The organism is Streptococcus sp. HF-2466 (assembly GCF_015594645.1).
Taxonomy (GTDB): domain Bacteria; phylum Bacillota; class Bacilli; order Lactobacillales; family Streptococcaceae; genus Streptococcus; species Streptococcus anginosus.
In genome coordinates this window covers 1-16,682 of the sequence record NZ_JADNQU010000004.1, presented here as the reverse complement: position 1 = coordinate 16,682, position 16,682 = coordinate 1, and the positions used below count along the sequence as shown (strand labels likewise).

General features: G+C 34.6%; 17 protein-coding genes. 10 read left to right on the top strand and 7 right to left on the bottom strand.

Translation table 11 applies throughout. The features are described 5' to 3' along the window. Positions 1-70: 70 nt before the first annotated feature. Complete coding sequence (hisS, locus tag IYQ91_RS04685; protein WP_195673222.1) at positions 71-1,351, bottom strand: histidine--tRNA ligase; 1,281 nt, start codon at positions 1,349-1,351, stop codon at positions 71-73. 228 nt (positions 1,352-1,579) lie between these two features. Between hisS and rpmF the strand changes: the two genes are divergently transcribed. Together rpmF and rpmG are read left to right on the top strand one after the other, a co-directional pair. After that, positions 1,580-1,759, top strand: coding sequence for a 50S ribosomal protein L32 (gene rpmF / locus IYQ91_RS04680; RefSeq protein ID WP_049533400.1), 180 nt, complete (start codon positions 1,580-1,582; stop codon positions 1,757-1,759). A 15-nt stretch (positions 1,760-1,774) separates the two neighbouring features. Then, entirely contained in the window at positions 1,775-1,924 is a 150-nt protein-coding gene (gene rpmG, locus IYQ91_RS04675) for a 50S ribosomal protein L33 (RefSeq protein ID WP_003026692.1), read from the top strand. Positions 1,925-2,204: 280 nt separating this feature from the next. Here the strand turns inward: rpmG and IYQ91_RS04670 are convergent, their stop codons facing one another. Both IYQ91_RS04670 and IYQ91_RS04665 read right to left on the bottom strand, forming a co-directional pair. Continuing rightward, positions 2,205-2,666, bottom strand: a complete 462-nt coding sequence (locus IYQ91_RS04670; RefSeq protein ID WP_048800956.1) for a hypothetical protein — start codon at positions 2,664-2,666, stop codon at positions 2,205-2,207. Positions 2,667-2,670: 4 nt separating this feature from the next. Continuing rightward, on the bottom strand, positions 2,671-5,517 hold the full coding sequence (locus tag IYQ91_RS04665; protein ID WP_195673221.1) for an SEC10/PgrA surface exclusion domain-containing protein: 2,847 nt from the start codon (positions 5,515-5,517) through the stop codon (positions 2,671-2,673). Between the two features lie 158 nt (positions 5,518-5,675). Between IYQ91_RS04665 and IYQ91_RS04660 the strand changes: the two genes are divergently transcribed. Then, positions 5,676-6,011, top strand: a complete 336-nt coding sequence (locus IYQ91_RS04660) for a helix-turn-helix domain-containing protein (protein WP_000164875.1) — start codon at positions 5,676-5,678, stop codon at positions 6,009-6,011. Between the two features lie 34 nt (positions 6,012-6,045). On the opposite strand, the gene IYQ91_RS04655 is transcribed toward IYQ91_RS04660, so the two are convergent. Then, positions 6,046-6,810: a hypothetical protein gene (locus IYQ91_RS04655; RefSeq protein ID WP_048800954.1), complete on the bottom strand. Its 765-nt coding sequence runs from the start codon at positions 6,808-6,810 to the stop codon at positions 6,046-6,048. A gap of 400 nt (positions 6,811-7,210) precedes the next feature. On the opposite strand from IYQ91_RS04655, the gene IYQ91_RS04650 reads away from it, so the two are divergent. From IYQ91_RS04650 to IYQ91_RS04625, 6 genes are all read left to right on the top strand, one after another. Continuing rightward, complete coding sequence (locus IYQ91_RS04650) at positions 7,211-7,507, top strand: hypothetical protein (protein ID WP_195673220.1); 297 nt, start codon at positions 7,211-7,213, stop codon at positions 7,505-7,507. 47 nt (positions 7,508-7,554) lie between these two features. Next, positions 7,555-8,022 (top strand): RNA-binding protein, encoded by a 468-nt coding sequence (locus IYQ91_RS04645; protein ID WP_229311675.1) that lies wholly within the window; start codon positions 7,555-7,557, stop codon positions 8,020-8,022. 13 nt (positions 8,023-8,035) lie between these two features. Beyond that, a complete protein-coding gene (locus tag IYQ91_RS04640) occupies positions 8,036-8,782 on the top strand; it encodes a type IV secretory system conjugative DNA transfer family protein (protein WP_024053245.1) in 747 nt (248 codons plus the stop codon). Between the two features lie 316 nt (positions 8,783-9,098). Beyond that, entirely contained in the window at positions 9,099-10,349 is a 1,251-nt protein-coding gene (locus IYQ91_RS04635) for a replication initiation factor domain-containing protein (protein WP_195673219.1), read from the top strand. Between the two features lie 78 nt (positions 10,350-10,427). Next, the gene (locus tag IYQ91_RS04630) at positions 10,428-10,691 is read left to right on the top strand and encodes a MerR family transcriptional regulator (protein ID WP_000097742.1); all 264 of its coding nucleotides are present in this window, start codon (positions 10,428-10,430) and stop codon (positions 10,689-10,691) included. 96 nt (positions 10,692-10,787) lie between these two features. Further along, positions 10,788-12,053, top strand: coding sequence for a tyrosine-type recombinase/integrase (locus tag IYQ91_RS04625; RefSeq protein ID WP_195673218.1), 1,266 nt, complete (start codon positions 10,788-10,790; stop codon positions 12,051-12,053). A gap of 507 nt (positions 12,054-12,560) precedes the next feature. Here the strand turns inward: IYQ91_RS04625 and IYQ91_RS04620 are convergent. From IYQ91_RS04620 to IYQ91_RS04610, 3 genes are read right to left on the bottom strand one after another with little or no spacing between them, the layout of a single operon-like run. Further along, positions 12,561-13,211, bottom strand: coding sequence for a hypothetical protein (locus IYQ91_RS04620; RefSeq protein WP_129326140.1), 651 nt, complete (start codon positions 13,209-13,211; stop codon positions 12,561-12,563). Between the two features lie 16 nt (positions 13,212-13,227). Further along, positions 13,228-14,733, bottom strand: coding sequence for a serine/threonine-protein kinase (locus IYQ91_RS04615; RefSeq protein WP_195673217.1), 1,506 nt, complete (start codon positions 14,731-14,733; stop codon positions 13,228-13,230). 13 nt (positions 14,734-14,746) lie between these two features. Further along, entirely contained in the window at positions 14,747-15,520 is a 774-nt protein-coding gene (locus IYQ91_RS04610; protein WP_195673216.1) for a hypothetical protein, read from the bottom strand. A gap of 215 nt (positions 15,521-15,735) precedes the next feature. Here IYQ91_RS04610 and IYQ91_RS04605 point away from each other — a divergent pair, with 215 nt between their 5' ends. Then, positions 15,736-16,530 carry a hypothetical protein gene (locus tag IYQ91_RS04605; RefSeq protein ID WP_187327940.1) on the top strand — a complete coding sequence of 265 codons (795 nt, stop codon included), beginning with the start codon at positions 15,736-15,738 and terminating at the stop codon, positions 16,528-16,530. Positions 16,531-16,682 lie beyond the last annotated feature (152 nt).

Here is a 16,682-nt window from a genome sequence, read left to right as displayed (position 1 = left end):
CCACTTCTACTTCAACATTCTACTATTATGAGAGAAAAAAGCCATTCGACTGGCTTTCTCCCTTTTTAAATTAAAACCCCAGTTGTTCAAAAATTGTTTGAAAATCTTTTTGAATCTGATTTAAACTGACTGTCAATTCTTCACGAGTTTGATTGTTTTTGATGGTAACTTGATTGCTTTCAATCTCACTTTCACCAAGAGTTATCAAAGTCTTAGCAGAGAAAGTATCTGCTGACTTGAATTGCGCTTTTAACTTACGATTTAAATAATCACGTTCAGCTGTAAATCCTTGCTTGCGAAGTGCTTGTACAATTTCCAAAGCTTTGTTATTAGCACCGTCTCCCAGAACCGCAATATAAACGTCCAAACTATCCTCTAGCGGCAAGGCTACACCCTGCTTTTCAAGAACGAGGAGCAGACGTTCTACGCCCATCCCAAAGCCAAATCCAGCCGTCTCTGGTCCACCAAAATAAGCAACAAGGCTATCATAACGACCGCCTGCACAAATAGTCAGTTCATTACCGACTACATCTGCAGTAAATTCAAAAATCGTGTGATTGTAATAATCCAATCCGCGGACCATATTGGTATTGATAACATAAGGAATTCCCAGTGCTTCCAACATCGAACGCACAGCTTGAAAATGAGTTTGGCTTTCCTCATCTAGATAATCCAGAATAGAGGGTGCATTTTCAACAGCGAGTTTATCTTCTTTTTCCTTACTGTCTAGCACACGGAGAGGATTTTCTTCCAGACGACGCTGACTATCTTTAGAAAGACTGTCTTTCAACGGCGTCAAATAATCAATCAATGCTTGACGATAAGCGGCGCGACTCTCTGCATTCCCCAAACTATTCAACTGCAACGTTACACCTTGAATACCAATTTCATTGAAAAATTGAGCTGCCATGGCAATCGTCTCTACATCAGTCGCAGGATTATTGGAGCCAAAACACTCTACACCAATCTGATGAAACTCACGCAGACGCCCTGCCTGTGGACGCTCATAACGAAACATAGAACCCATATAATAAAGTTTCACCGGCTTTTGGACTTCTGGTGCAAAGAGCTTATTTTCCACATAAGAACGTACAACTGGTGCTGTTCCTTCTGGACGCAAAGTAATATGACGGTCGCCTTTGTCATAAAAATCATACATTTCTTTAGTCACAATGTCAGTCGTGTCGCCAACAGAACGACTAATCACTTCATAATGCTCAAATAGTGGGGTACGAATTTCTGCGTAATGATATTTTTTAAATGTTTTGCGAGCAAATTCTTCTACATATTGCCATTTGACAGACTCTTGAGGGAGAATATCCTGAGTCCCTTTCGGTTTTTGTAATTTCATAGCTTTCCTCTTCATTCATATAATATAATTATTTTACCACAAGTAGCAAATTTTGAGGACAGTTTCGGTATATTTTCTCTGAAAAGCTAGCACGCTCTGCTATTTTACAAAAAGTAAAAGAAAATCTGTCAAGTAACTTTACTTTACAAATTTTTTTTGATATACTATTACAGTTGATGAAAATCAAAGAGATTGAATCGAACTTATATTAAAAGGAGAATAAAGAAAATGGCAGTACCTGCACGTCGCACTTCAAAAGCGAAGAAAAACAAACGCCGCACTCACTACAAAATTACAGCTCCATCTGTACATTTTGACGAAACTACTGGAGATTACTCACGTTCTCACCGTGTATCCCTCAAAGGATACTACAAAGGACGTAAAATCGCCAAAGCTGCAGCAGAATAATAGAAGGGAGCTATCATGCGCGTAAATATCACACTTGAACACAAAGCATCTGGTGAACGCTTGTACCTTACTTCTAAAAACAAACGCAACACTCCAGACCGTCTTCAATTGAAAAAATACTCACCAAAATTACGTAAACATGTAGTGTTTACCGAAGTTAAATAAGGTTTCATTACATTTCAGTACATGCTGAAAACCTTGATTTCATGCGATTTTTGAAATTTTGAATTTCATTACAAATCATTTGAAATTAGTTCTATGGCAACCTTTTTGGCAACCTTTTTTGAAATAAAAAAGAAAGTCAGCAATCGAAGAATGAGAAGTCCTAGAAGATTCCTAGGGCTTTTTTCATTCCTAAAAATGAGTGAAATAGCATAGTCTTTTCAATCCTTTGTGGAATATAAAAATCTTCCTACACCATGTAAGAAGATTTTTGAATCTTATTCTATTTTTCAGTTACATAAATACGACACGAAGCGCCAGATATACTTTGTAAAAGTGGATATTCCCTTTCGTTCGTACTTTTATAGGAATTTAGTTCTTCTTCCGATATTTCTCTTACCCCTTTTAAAGCAAACCAAGTATAACCTTGTTCTATCTCTTCGAAAACATCCCACTGGGATGGAAGTGTATAAATATATCCATCTTTGACTTTCTCAGGAAAAACTCCATGCGCATCTACTTCTGCAAATAAAGATTTTGAACCGTCTTTCAAAGTAAGGATAATATTATCGATTTTTTCAACTTTTTTCCCAACTTTTGTATTATTTTGTGTTGGCACAGTGAATAATACTTTATCACCATGACACTTTGCATGGAATAAGTGAGCATCAAAGACGCTAATTGCAGACATTTTTTCGTCATATTGACTACCTAGACGATATACTATTGTTGTTACTTCTGCCATTTTCCTATCTCCTTCTATGTTTTCCTTTATATCCCAATCCTAGACCTACTAGCAGGCTAAGTCCTAGTAAACCGAACATAGATTCTCTTGAGCCTGTGTTTGGTAGTTGCTTGCTTCTTTCAACCCTTGAATAAGTTACAGGAACTACCTTAGAATTAGTAGGCACTTCTTTGACCGCTGCATCAACAACATCTACAACATTACCTTTAGCATCAAGAATTTCTTTAGGTTGACCGCCGTTTTTACGGATTTCATTAGCCTTATTTTTCAAATCTTGCAAACGTTTAGCATCAGCTTCAGCCTTATCTTGCTCAGCTTTAAGTTTAGCTAATTCATTGTACTTAGCAACCTTTTCTTTAGCTGTTGCCTGCAACTTAGAAAGTGCTTCTTTAGCAGTTTCAAGCTCTGCACGAGCTGCTGCTGCTTTAGTTTGAGCTTCTGCAAGTTTAGAATTGAGTTCTTTAAGTACAGCTGGTTTGTTAGTTAAAGCTGTTTCAAGGTCTTGAGCTTTTTTATTATCTTCATCAGCAAGAACTTTTACTTTGTCACGATTAGCTGTCGCAAACTCAACAGCCTGTTTAGCTACCCCATTAGCTTTGGTAAGTACTTCTAGTTCTTCTTTAGCCTGCGTAAGAGCTTGTTGAGCTTTTGAGTTTTCAGATTTAGCTTTCACAAGTTCAGCCTGAGCCTTAGAAAGAGCATTGGCTTTATCAACCGCACTAGCCTTAGCTACTGCAAGTGTTTCCTTAGCAGATTGCAATGATGCCTTATCCGCATCTAACTGTGCTTGTGCATCTACTACCGCTTTTTCAAGAGCAGGAATATCTACCGTACCTGACTGCAAATCATTAAGACGTTTTTGAGCATCTGCCAAAGCCTTCATAGCAGTATCGTACTTAGTTTGAGCATCTGCAAGTTTAGCTTTAGCATCTTGGTCTGCTTTTACTGCTGTGTCGTAAGCTAATTGAGCTTTAGCTAATGCTTTTTCATCTACAATGGTTTTTGTTTCATAAACAGGAACAACCTCTGTTTTTCCACCTGTTAAAGTCTGATAAGGATTGTCGATAGCCTCTCCATTAGTGTTTAGCATCAAAGCATAAGTTGCTGGTGCAGAGTACCCCAGACCATTAAATGTTGTATAGAAGTCTACACCTACCCCAGCTGAGTTGTAGTTACCACTAAGACCAAGCAAAGCAAGAGCATCTGAAAAATTATCACGTGAAGTACCTGCTGTTGATACATTAGAACCTGTGCCAGTGGAACCGTAGAGCATGTTTCCTACAAAAGCAAGCAAATTAGCCTTTAAATCAGCCATAGTCTGATAAGCACCATTATGTCCTTGGTACTGTACTTGATTAGCTACTACACCATTTAAAAGTTTTCCTGAACCTTGAACAGCATCTAAGTGTTCTTGAGTTTGATTTGATTCTGTTACTTTTTTAATAGACTCTGGTCCCCAGAAACCATTAGCCTTGAGTTCTGCTTCAGACATATTGTTATATGCAGGGAATGTTTTATTAAACAAATTTTTTAGTGCTTGTTTAGTAGCTGCTACACTCTCTTTAGTTACTTTAAGTGGTTCTGTACCAACCTTAGAACGCAGGTCATTAACCAAAGCAGTATAGAACAAAGCTAAATCAGTTAACTGCTCATCTGTCAAATCATGAACTGATACCTTAGTCGTAGAATCTGTATTAGAGAATTGTGGATTGTAACTACTTTTCCAACTTCTAAATACTAGACGATTGGGTGCTGCAATATCAGCTAAAGAACTTCCTGGGTAGTTTTCCAAGCCATCAGCAATAGCTTTACGAACATCAGCATAAGAACCCCTACCCTCTGCCAAAGCCTTAATAGCTTTTAAGTAAGCATCAGAAGTTACTACCCCGTTTGATTCAAACAATTCAGATTTAGCTACTCCGTCCTTAAGGGTTGCCTTACCACCAGTTGTTACAGTTTTAGTTCCCGTTTGTACTTTTTGTGTAGTACCTGCCTTAACTACATCAAGAGCTTTTTTAGCGTCTTCTACTTTCTTAGTAGAATTAGCTTCAGTGGATTTAGCAACATCTAATGCCTGTTTAGCAGACTCTGCTACCTGAGTTGCACCGTTTACAACTTTCTTAGCATCTTCAATAGCCTTAGCTTTATTAGCTTCAGCAGACTTAGCAGTATCCAAAGATTGCTTAGCTGTATCTAGGGCTTTTTGGTCGTCAGCTACCTTCTTAGTAAGGTCATCAACATCTTTTTGCAACTTAGTAGTATCAGTTGTTGATTTCGAAAGGTCATCTACCTTCTTCTGAGCATCAGCCACAGCACTTGCAGTTTTATTAGCATTAGCCTCAGCCTGATTAACTACTGTTGTTTGGTCTGCTACCTTTTTAGCAGTATCAGCTTGACTCTGTTCAGCAGACTTAACGGAGTCCTCAGCCTTAGCAAGCTCATCTGATTTAGTTTGAGCTGCCTGTTTAGCTTCATCAACCTTAGCAGGTGTAACTGTTTCTACTTCTTTAATTTGATTTGTAGTGTCATTAACAACTTTATCAGCACCCTTAACAGCCGTATCAGCCTGAGTAACTACCCCTTGTTGAGCTTCCACAGCCTTATTTGCAGTATCCGCTTGAGACTTAGCTTCTATTACTTGCTGTTCTGTTACTTTAGCAACAGGGGCATCATTCTTAGCATTAGGGTTTTCTACAGTTTTAACAATACTCTCCTTAGCACCTGTACCTACCTCGTCAGCACTTACCGTTGTAGATACCCCATATACAGACGACAGAGCCAATACAGATACCACAGCACCCGTGCGTAACTTTTTAATGGTACCATGACCACTAGTTTTGAAATTTAACATAATAACGTTCTCCTTTATTAAATAAGTCTCAAAAGACTGTTTTATAAATATTATATCACATTTACAGTCTTTATTATTATATTATTTTTAAAAATTCAGTCTTTAATGGGTGGTATTTTAATTAAAAGAAACTTGTATGATAGTTAAGAGGTGCTATCATGACTAAAAATATGAATTTAAGAGAGTTTGTTGCTAAACAAATCAGACATTTAAGACTGAAGAATGGAATGACTCAAGAATATCTAGCAGAAAAAGCTGATTTAGGTTTCAATTACATTTACCGTTTAGAAAATAAACAGTTAAACGTTAAAATAGAAACCATTGAAAAAATCATGCAAGCACTTGAAGTTGACGTGAATACCTTTTTCAATATTGAAAATCAGAATAAAGGCAAGGAATTTGTGCAACTCATTGAAGATATTGAAAATCTCCCAAAAGAAAAAAGAGAGCCTACTATTAAAGCCCTCAGAATATTGTTGAAACAGATAAAATAAGCCAAGTCGAAAAACGACTTGGTTTTTTACATGCTTATTTTATATCTATATAATTATCAAATCCATTTCGTGATTGAACCGATTTAATAAACTTTTCCATATTCTCCCAATCCTCATATTCATCAACTATCTTAAACAAATCCAATCGTTCAGCTACTTGACAAAATACCTCTAGATTTTCTTCTGATTCAAAAATCTTTTCGATTAAAGGGAGGTAGTCCATTGCTTTTTCTATTACATTAAATTTAGTAAATATTTGATATTGATCATCTCTTTTAGAAATATAGTCATAAAAAAAGCTATTCCAGATGACCCAAGCATAATCCAAAGTTTTTGTCCTTTTACTTGGATTTTTTAGGTTTTTTAAACTAGACTGACTGGATTTTTCCAGTGATTGGATAAATGTCGCATTGACTATTTTTTTTAAATCTAACTTATCTAACTTATCAGAAAGTATCCTATTTACCTCTTTGACAGTATTGTCATCTCCGTTCTCAATTTCTTTCGAGATTATTTCGGCAAATTTTTCTAATTTTGTTTGCCTATCACCATTTAATTCAGAATCAAACGAGGGGAAAATTTCTAAATAGTTATTATGAGACACAACCTTTCCAGACAACAAATTTTCAGCCGTTTTTTCATGTACGTGCAAGTTCTCTACTAGATAAGCGACTTTGGCTTCATAATCTCCGCTAATACCTTGTTCTTTCTTAAAATCTTGAAAATCTTGCATTTTGTGCATCAAATTGAGAGTCACTGTAACTAACATACGTTCTTCTATTTTAATTTTGTTTTTCATAGAAACATCTCCTAAAGTTAAAGTATCTTATTTTATCACATAAAATATAGAGATTTCAAGAAGGGAGAAAGCTTTTAGGGTAAAACGTTTTCAAAAAATAATGATGCTTGATTAAACTCTATCATGCTAAATTATAGTTTTTTTAATCTCTAAATAATAGTCTTTATAATCCAGTATTTACAAGGGGTTATGAGTTCATCAAAAATTCCACAGTTTCCTAATTTTTAAATAAAAAAGATTATATCAAAAATATAGCATTTCTTAGGTAAACATATTTTTTTAGTTTTTATACAATAATAATGTGAGATAGCTATCACACACTAATACATACCTTCAATAAATTTGAAAAGCCGTGGATTTTTTGATGTATTTAATAAAACGGTTAGAAAAGAGGTAGTCTATGGAAGCTACACAAATTACTATAAAAGGTCGCCTTATTGGCGCTGCGGAAGTTAAAGACTTTACGTCTGGTCTCAGTACGGGGCAAACCCAATTGTCTATCGGATTACGTACTAAAGATGGACGATTTAATCAAACTAATGTCAAAGCTGATGCAGTTAATGTTACCGATTTTACATCTTTATTTGACGAATTGGTAGAAATTATTCTTGACGATGTTTCTATCAATGCTTACTCAAGCGGAAATCGTGCTGCACTCTCAGTAAAAGCTAAGTCTGCTTTTATTGAACTTGTTTAATGGATAGTGGGGAGTATCTCCCCTTATCCATAGAAAGGAATTGTTATATGTCGTTTATATCGTGGCTAATTATCTTATTTGCTGGATTTCTTTATTTAGCTCTTAGGATTAGTGAAACTATCGAAAAGCAGAGACAGGCTCAGATGCTTCAGTTAAACCTCCCAGCAATCACAGCAGATATTGAGCAGGTAATTGAAGAAAGCGCCACTGTTTCAGGTCAAAAACTTCTTTTTGATAGTCGCTACATTCGATTTTTGCAAAGTAGCAATGACAATCGTTCTTACCTTGTTAGTTTTCCTATTATGCTATCTAAGAAGCCTGTTGATGAAGAAGAAGAAAGCTATATCCAACAAGTCTTTTTAACACAGTTTAGCAAATACCTAGCTGAATCTACAACCTATGAAAGCTGGTCCGACAAAGGACACAGACTGCAATTTGACACTCAATTTGGAAAAATTTTACGGTATAACAATCAATATTACCTTAATCTCCAAATGTCTTTTTCCTACATTTAGAAAGGCACTATACATGAAATGTTTTCTTGATGCAAGCCTATATGACTACGGGGCTCCATTCTTTTGGGATATACCCGTGGAGCGTGTGCCCCATGCTCTATTGGTAGGTTCCAGTGGTTCTGGAAAAACTTATGCGACAAAAATTTTCTTAGCTCGTTTTGCTCATAGTTACCCAAAATCCCCATTCCTTATTGCGGACTATAAGGCTGATTCTGACTTTGCCTTTTTAAATGACTGCAAAACTTTTAAGCGTTTTGATTCTGTATCAGACATATTAAAAATTGGCTTGAACATTTTAGAAAATCGTCAAAAAGGAATTGATAAATCACGAGAATTTGTTGTTATCTGTTTTGATGAGTTTAATGCGTGGCAAAATAGCCTTGACAAAAAGGAGCGTGAGCAGGCAATTAAAGACTATACTCGCTTAATTCAGCTAGGACGTTCCTTTGGAATCTATGTAATTATTTCGCAGCAAGATGCTCATAAAAGTTCACTTGGTCTATCAAGGGATTCGATAGGTACAGTGATTGCACTAGGCAAACTCTCGAAGGAAACTGTCTCAATGCTCTTCTCAGATGAAAAAGAAAACATTGTGAGAAACAACCCTCGAGGTGTAGGATACATGAAGGTAGATGGGCAAGATAGTCGTCACATCATTGTACCAAGTTATAACATGCTTCCTTTAGAAAACCTGATTCGAGAAGCTGTTAATCGTTCAGACCGCTATTTCTATTCTGATGAGACAGTTGCCGAGGGGTAGCCTTGCGGCGGAAACGCTGGCTTACTGTCTCGCCAGCTTTAGCTGGCTGTTATACGGGGGACATGTAAAGACCCCCGTTCCATTTGACCTTGTTTTTAAAGCTTTGTAAATTCCACTTTAGGGTAAAATGCTTAATTCCCTTAAAACGCTGTTATATCAACGTTATTCTACAACATTTTATTTAGGGTGACCGCCACCTTAAAGTGTGGGAGAATAAAAGCATAGGAATTTCGCTACATTACAATAAATAGTTAACCAAACCAATATTTACCGCCCGGTTAACTTTCACTCTTTAGGCGGATAGAAAGAAAATAAAATGATTTGTAGAAATGAAATTGAAAAATATCTTCAAAAAGATAACGACCATAACCTAGTCATTATGACCAGTGTCGATGAAGCTACATTTGTCATCCAACCGACAGAAGATGCTGTAGGAGAATATCCACATAATTGGCATCAAATTGCTTTATCGCTGTCTGAAACAGTAGCAGAAAAGCTATCCCTCCCTGTTCTCTTTGGAAATTATGTTCCACTGAAAACCCCACCAGCAGGCTATACAGACGGATTTACCTTTCAGAATCTCCCCTATTACTTTGCAATTGCTTGGCATCAAACTAATTTCACTATGGGGATTATCCTAAAAATTTCTGCATCAGCTTTGTCTCACTATAAAACCTCCTATCAAGACTATTATGGTGAAGTAATTGACGTTCACAATATAGCGCAACTGCTGTACGCTGACTATTATGACTTGCGCCTCTCTCGTATTGACCTTGCTGTTGATTACTTTAATTATTCAATGTCTGTCAATGACCTGTATCAAGGGCTGAAAAACAAGCGATATATCATTACTAATCATAAGGGACGTAAAAATATTTCTAACATCAGCGCTCAAGAAGTAAATGGTCAAGCGCAAACGATGTATATCGGTAGCAAGAAAAAGAATGTAAATGCTCTGCTGCGTATCTATAACAAGTATCAGGAACAATTAGACAATCAAGGTCGCTATATGCACTTAACTAAGTATTGCAATTCTTGGGTACGTATGGAAGCTTCTTACAAAGGAACTTATAGCAATCAAATACTAACCTTACTTCTTGATATTGATAACCCTCAAGATTTGAGTAAACTCATTGTCAACAAAATGATTGATAAATATTGTTTCCATGATGCAGAGACTGGTCAACCGTTGCAATTCACTAGTGATTTACTTAAAGGGGCTGGCATCTTCTCAGAGCTTGAATCTTTGAACTCTCGTAACAATGACCTTTTATCAACCATTTCATATTTAATGAAGGGTAGTGGACTCTTTCCTCTTCTAACGAAAATTGAAAAAGTATGGGGCACTCAAGCCCGCAATCACTTCATCATCAGGCTCATTCAAGAGTATGAGACCAACTACACCCCCAACCCAGACGTAGGGTTATGGTTAAATAAATTTAGTAGGGAACTTGAGAAATTTAATTTTGAAGATTTTCTTGAAGATGCCTTTCAAATTTTTTACCAAAAAAACAACATCACTCCTAAAGATTCCGCCAAGAAGCCTAAAAGTGATGTTGCGGATTAGCGAGAGATAAGCAGTAGCTTACCCCTACTGCTATTATCTCATATTTCAATTATATTTACCAAAGAAAGTGAGAATAGTATGTCTAGCAATAATTTTGATTTAAAGCAAATTGAACTCATGCTTCTTACTGTTATTGACCTACTAAAACATTTAAATAGTGAAAAGAATAGAACTGGTATTATTTATACTCAAAAAGAGTTATTAGATTTACTGAGTATATCTCCAAATACATTGAAGTCATGGGAAAATAGAGGTCTTAAACGTTTAGAACCACCTATTGAGGGTACTAGAACCGTTTACTATCATATTGATACTGTTTTAGAGTTTTTAAGCCACAACTAGAAGTGAAATGTGCTAAAATAGGAGTATCAAAAAAGAAAGTGAGATACTATCTATTTTAGCTTTTTTCAATTCTTCGATTGATTGAAGAGGGCAGCAATGAATATAGAAAAAATTATCCATAAAGGAAAAACCGTCCTCAAGAAAGTAAAGGACAATGGCGAGATTAGTTATTCAGCAAAGAGCATCTATCTAGGCTTAGATATAAAGACTGGAAAACCTGTAAAAACAACCATAACAGCTAAAACCCTACGCTACTTAGACCGTAAAATTATTCAAGCTAAAATTGATTTTGAAGAAAGTGGTTCAACAAGGAAAGAAACTTTTAGCATTGCTACCTTGTCAGATTTAGCTGAACTGTGGTTCTCCAACTACGAGACTTGGGTCAGCTCAGATAACACTCTAAACCGAGTGAGGAACTATCTAGATACCTATATCCTCCCCCAATTTGGGCAATATCAGCCTGATAAAGTTACTTCGTCTGATATTCAAAACTGGGTTAATGAGCTTGCAACAAAATCAAAAGAATCTGTAGATTCTGGAATAAAAAGAGCTGAAAAAGGCTGTGCTAAAGATTTTGGAGCTATTGCCCATAAATTAAGTGATATTTTTGATTTTGGAATAACACACTTTGAATTAAAGCATAATCCTGCTCAATCTATCAAAATTCCCCCAAAACCTAAAAGCAATCAAAAACGCATTATGGTTCTTCATGATGAAGATTTAACTATCTGGCTAAATTTCGTTGATACTTTACCTAATACTAGGGCTAATCGACGATTTAAAGTTATCTGCGACAGTCTACTTGCTTCAGGAATGAGAATCAATGAGCTATTAGCTTTGACTATCTATGACCTTGATTTTGAAAGTTCTGAAATATTAGTCACTAAAACTCTTGTTTGGAAAAATGCGAAACCTAAGTTAGGATTAAAAGGAAAGGTTGTTTGTAAAAATACTCCTAAATCTGATTCGGGCAATAGAAAAATAGCTGTTCCGTACCAAATTATTGAGCAACTTCAAAACTTCCATGATGAAATGAATCTTTATTTCAAGAAGAACGGTCTTTCAAAAAGTAAGTTGATTTTCCCAACTATTTACGGAAACTATATGTGCGATAGGAATGAACGTGCGACACTCAAAAGACGATTACAGGAAGTTGGTCTACCTGACTATGGTTTTCACTTATTCCGTCATACACACGCTTCTATGATGTTAAATGCTGGTATGAATTGGAAAGAGTTACAGGTTCGTATGGGACATAAGTCTATCAAGACTACTATGGACATATATGCCGAGCTTGCCCCTAAAAATCAAACACAAGCGGTAGATATTTATTTGAATAAAATTGCGGAGCTAACCTCATGAAATTCATGGCAACCTTTTTGGCAACCTCTGACAGTTTTATCCAAATCAATAGCTTATAAACCTTGATTTAATAAGGTTTGTCACAACTAAAATAGATTTTAAGTATTCCTTACCGAGGTTAAATAGTGGGTCATTACGTTTCAGTAGAAACGAAAAAACCTTGATTTAACGCGATTCTTGAATTTTCAAATTTCAATGTATTGCAATAAAAATCAACCGAATGACTACATTTTTGACTACATTTTTTGTGAAATAAATTAGATGTTCGGATATATAGAAAACGCTCTAGTCATATTGTCTAGAGCGTTTTTGTATTTTATAATCTATTCAATCTTTGCTTTCCAATCATCAATGTTCAACGAATCATCATATAAATCATAAGCAATTGAGATTAATGTGATTTTTGAAGCAATATTCTCTATCTTCATAATTCATTTTATCTTATTATTAAATCTTCTATTTTTATCAAGATTGATATTTCAATTTCAACATAGTTCATATTGATTTTTAAATCTCTTTTTGTTTATTATCAAAAACTTTTTTTGAATCAATGATTTTTTGGTAAAAATCATATTCAATCTCTGTAAAGTGACAGAATACTTCAGCACACTCAATTAAAATAGGATTTAGTTTTTCTCTTGGGGGTAATCCAACTGAAAATTTAATTTTGTCTCCTTTTTCAAAACGTTCGGTCCAAAAGGCTTCATGAAATGCGACTTCAGACAAATGAACATAACCAGATGATTTATTGTAAATTTCTTCAATCTCAGGATAATACTTCGACATCCTTTTCTTAAGATTGGCATCAGTCATCTTTTCATTTTGATTATCTTTCATATTCCTAATAGGTGTACCACTTAATGTCTCTTTAATAAATGATCTTCTGTCCTCTGATATAAAAGCTGCAAAGACTCTCATAAGGTTATCAAGTTGTGTTCGTACTATAATTCCTGTACAAGTCAGATTTCTCGTTCTTAATAAGTTCATTATTCCATCAATAAATTGAACTCGTCTGTTAAGTGCAGAAATAAAAAATAAATCATCTTCAGTAAGATTTTCACCAATAATACCAGCAGCTATTGACTTTGATTCCTCACGGTATTCTCTTAATTTAATGAAATATGTCTCTATTTCATTAAAATATTCATCGTTTGTCATTACATCTCCTCCTAATCTATCTTTCTAATATGGATTCAATCATTGGTTCAATCCCATTTTCAATCAAGTTATCTATCTTACGCTGAGCAGAAAAGCGCCCAACTTCATAAGCTACATAGTGTAAAATCTGAGCAGCCACTTCTTTAACATTGAATGAAAATTGTTCCTTTAGAACTCTATAAGAAAGAGTAGCAAAAGAGTCTGCATCTTCAAATCGTTTCAAATATTGCTCATAGTTAGAATGAATCGTCTGAATGATATAAATCGCATGTGTATCATCTAACTTCATAAAGATCATTAAGCTTTCAATAAAAACATTACTTTTTTTTATACATGCTTGACATAACTCTCTTGCTGGCATTTCATAGATATAGTTTTCTATGTCGTCATCAAAAACACCGTTGCTAATTTTTTCCCATATTGTATTCTTAAAAGCATCGTCGCTTCTAATTCTCAACCATGCATTTAATGCACTCAACATTTCAGTAGCATCTTGATACCTATAATCAGGTTCTAAATTCGTAGCTTTTTCACTAACAGAACGAAGTGAATGAGAAGAAATATTAGGATACTTAGTCATAACAAAATTAATAATACGTCCCAGCGAATACACATCGCTTCGTTTATCGGCATCTTTTAAAAGCATTAATTGCTCTGGTGCGCAATAAAAGAGTTGACCAAAGGAAGTTGTGTCCATTGTTTGATGAGATGTCAGAGTGTTTAGGTTTTTTCCTAAACCAAAATCAGCAATCTTAATTATCCCATTCACGAAAAAAACATTGGTCGGACTTAAGTCTCTATGTAGAACATCTCTTTGGTGGACAAGAGACATAGTATAAAGTATTTGACGCAATATATTGAGTTTAGAATCCTCTGTCAGCTCACTTGCTTCAATATAATTTCCCAATGTATCATCGGCTTTTTCCATTGTGTATGAACAATTACTACTATCGAAATCAAATACTCGAATAATACTCTCAATATCCGAACAAGACTTAGTTATTTCATACTCTCTTTTTAACCTACTTCTCAACGATTGTCGTCTCACAGATTCCTCATTTAGTTTTTTTACCACTAATCCTGTAGATTTTTGGAAATAAATATCAGCAAAGCCACCCTTTCCAATCTCAACTAAATCTAAATCAATTTCTACTAAATAAAATTCATTTCCTTTTCTTGAGAGTTTTAAAGAATAAACAGAACAAATTTTATCTAATTCATTTATTATTTTCTGCTGATGCTCTATAGCATCCACTTCACTTATCTGACGCTCTGTTAAAAGATATTGTTTGCTGAGTATAAGGTTGAAAAATGAATTGATAATGCCTCTAGATGAAAAGTCCAACAGCTTGTCATTCACATATATCCATCTTGTAGGAAAACCCTGACCATAACTATCTTGAGTATGGAAATGGGTATTGAAAAAAGAAACTAGCTGAGGCCCTGATTTATAAGTAAACAGCTCTGTCTCATCTCCACAGAATATCTTTGCTAGTCTTTTGTAAAAATCTGGATTGATCAATAACTCGTCCTCCTTATAGATGGTAATTCTTTAATTTAATAAATGTAGGTAGTAACATACAATCTACTTTCTCAATTAAACAGAGGGTGTCGTCAAGAATAGAAAAAATATAAAATCTATCTTGAAATATAGTTACAAAATAGGTATCAAATCCCTTCGATTTTAAACTTCTGTATTCAAATAGTGAGTGGAAATCATAATTTAACGCGCTTACAATAATATCATCCGAATTATCTGTCTCGAGTATATCAATCAGCTCAAACGAATATGGAAAAAATAATAAAAGGCTTTTCTGTTTTTCAAGCATTTTCAACACTTTTATGATATCTCTTTCAATACCATACTTTCTAATATTTAAAAAGTTTTCCCCTAATCGAGTGAGCTCTGATATATCTCTTGTTCGGAATGCAACATGAATCTGAGTAGCTTTTACTTCACCGAATTTCTTTTTACTTTCATGAATACCAATTATACCATCGCCATAATTGCTAATGCCCGGAGAAAACAAATGACTAGCTTGTAATCTAGTGCTAGATGATAATAATTTAAAGTCTATTTCATAATTTTTCGATATTGCATCACATTGACCATTATTTTCATTTAACGGTTTAGAGAAAGGAGATTGCCCTTTATCTTTAAAATGAGATGACTTATTAAGTAGCTCTAGTAAATAGTTCTCATAATTACAATCGGGCTCTCCATCAACAAAATTTTTAATAATAGTAGCTGGTGGTAACAATTTGAATTTTATACGTGGGTCAATATTAGGGTTTAAATTTTCTTCCATAAAAATTCCTCCAGTTTATTATAACATTAACATCTTAAAATTTTTACACTTAATACACTTACAACAAATAATTTCTTTGTTCACTAGCTTATGCTACCACCTACCCTTTAGTAACAACTATGGATACCTTATGTATTAGAGTATTTTGTACTATTATGGTATAATAAAATACAAACATCTTTACCTTTCATTTATATAATTAAAAAGGAATAATTATGCCTGAAACAAATAAATATCAGTACTGTATAAGCAACAATGAAATACTTGAACTTCACGTACTAGAAGAGGAATTCTATAGAAACAAACAAGCAACAAGAGACAGATACAGAGGTCAACTACTATGTCCTGGGTGTAAACAAGTACGATTATCTATAAAAGAGAATAGTAATGGAATTTACCTTGCTGCTTACCCCAACTCTGTTCATACAGAAAATTGTGAGTACTTACTTAAACCTGCTGCTAGAAGAGAATTAAGAGTATTCTATGATCAAATCGCTCCTGACAGAGCTGAACAAATGTTAGAACGTATTTTAGATGATAGAATAATTGTGGTAAATCTACCTCAAAATCAAAATCCTAATGATGATGTTGATGTTGATGAAGGTGATGATGAAAATTACGAATTGACAAATGAAAATGGTATTAGAAAATACTTGCCTCGAAGATCATTACAGTTAAGAAAAATGGAAGAATCTGACCATCTTGTAATGTATTATGGAGAATGCAGATTGTTTCTAGTGCAAGATAAGTGGAACAACTTCTACCTAAGAATTTTTCGAAATGATGAAACTAGGTATTATCTATGTAGTTTAAAAATTCCAAAAGTTGTTTTCAATCATTTATCGGATGAATTAAACTTTATTCCTTGCGAGCAAGATTTCGATGTAAATAATTCTAAGGAAAAATCTGTTCCTGCTAGAATAGCTTTTATCTCTGAAATCGAAAAAAAATTATCGTATTTTAATGGGAAAATAATTCATTCTAAGCTATTAAAAGTAATCCAACTATAAATTAAACTCCTTCATAAAATCCTGTGAGTCTGAGACAAAATAGTTCTCAGTCACAAAAAAGCTAGAGATTCCCAATTATGGAACTCTAGCTTTTTAAGTTTGAGTCGTTCTCTTATTGTATTTAAGGAGATTATTGGCCATGAGCACTAAAC

Bases quoted from the DNA above. Each gene is read 5' to 3' on its own strand.
- IYQ91_RS04660 (WP_000164875.1), top strand. From the start codon at position 5,676: ATGACTAAAAATATGAATTTAAGAGAGTTTGTTGCTAAACAAATCAGA.
- IYQ91_RS04655 (WP_048800954.1), bottom strand. From the start codon at position 6,810: ATGAAAAACAAAATTAAAATAGAAGAACGTATGTTAGTTACAGTGACT.
- IYQ91_RS04635 (WP_195673219.1), top strand. From the start codon at position 9,099: ATGATTTGTAGAAATGAAATTGAAAAATATCTTCAAAAAGATAACGAC.
- IYQ91_RS04630 (WP_000097742.1), top strand. From the start codon at position 10,428: ATGTCTAGCAATAATTTTGATTTAAAGCAAATTGAACTCATGCTTCTT.
- IYQ91_RS04610 (WP_195673216.1), bottom strand. From the start codon at position 15,520: ATGGAAGAAAATTTAAACCCTAATATTGACCCACGTATAAAATTCAAA.
- IYQ91_RS04665 (WP_195673221.1), bottom strand. From the start codon at position 5,517: ATGTTAAATTTCAAAACTAGTGGTCATGGTACCATTAAAAAGTTACGC.
- IYQ91_RS04645 (WP_229311675.1), top strand. From the start codon at position 7,555: ATGTCGTTTATATCGTGGCTAATTATCTTATTTGCTGGATTTCTTTAT.
- hisS (WP_195673222.1), bottom strand. From the start codon at position 1,351: ATGAAATTACAAAAACCGAAAGGGACTCAGGATATTCTCCCTCAAGAG.
- IYQ91_RS04650 (WP_195673220.1), top strand. From the start codon at position 7,211: ATGGAAGCTACACAAATTACTATAAAAGGTCGCCTTATTGGCGCTGCG.
- rpmF (WP_049533400.1), top strand. From the start codon at position 1,580: ATGGCAGTACCTGCACGTCGCACTTCAAAAGCGAAGAAAAACAAACGC.
- IYQ91_RS04640 (WP_024053245.1), top strand. From the start codon at position 8,036: ATGAAATGTTTTCTTGATGCAAGCCTATATGACTACGGGGCTCCATTC.
- rpmG (WP_003026692.1), top strand. From the start codon at position 1,775: ATGCGCGTAAATATCACACTTGAACACAAAGCATCTGGTGAACGCTTG.
- IYQ91_RS04605 (WP_187327940.1), top strand. From the start codon at position 15,736: ATGCCTGAAACAAATAAATATCAGTACTGTATAAGCAACAATGAAATA.
- IYQ91_RS04625 (WP_195673218.1), top strand. From the start codon at position 10,788: ATGAATATAGAAAAAATTATCCATAAAGGAAAAACCGTCCTCAAGAAA.
- IYQ91_RS04670 (WP_048800956.1), bottom strand. From the start codon at position 2,666: ATGGCAGAAGTAACAACAATAGTATATCGTCTAGGTAGTCAATATGAC.
- IYQ91_RS04620 (WP_129326140.1), bottom strand. From the start codon at position 13,211: ATGACAAACGATGAATATTTTAATGAAATAGAGACATATTTCATTAAA.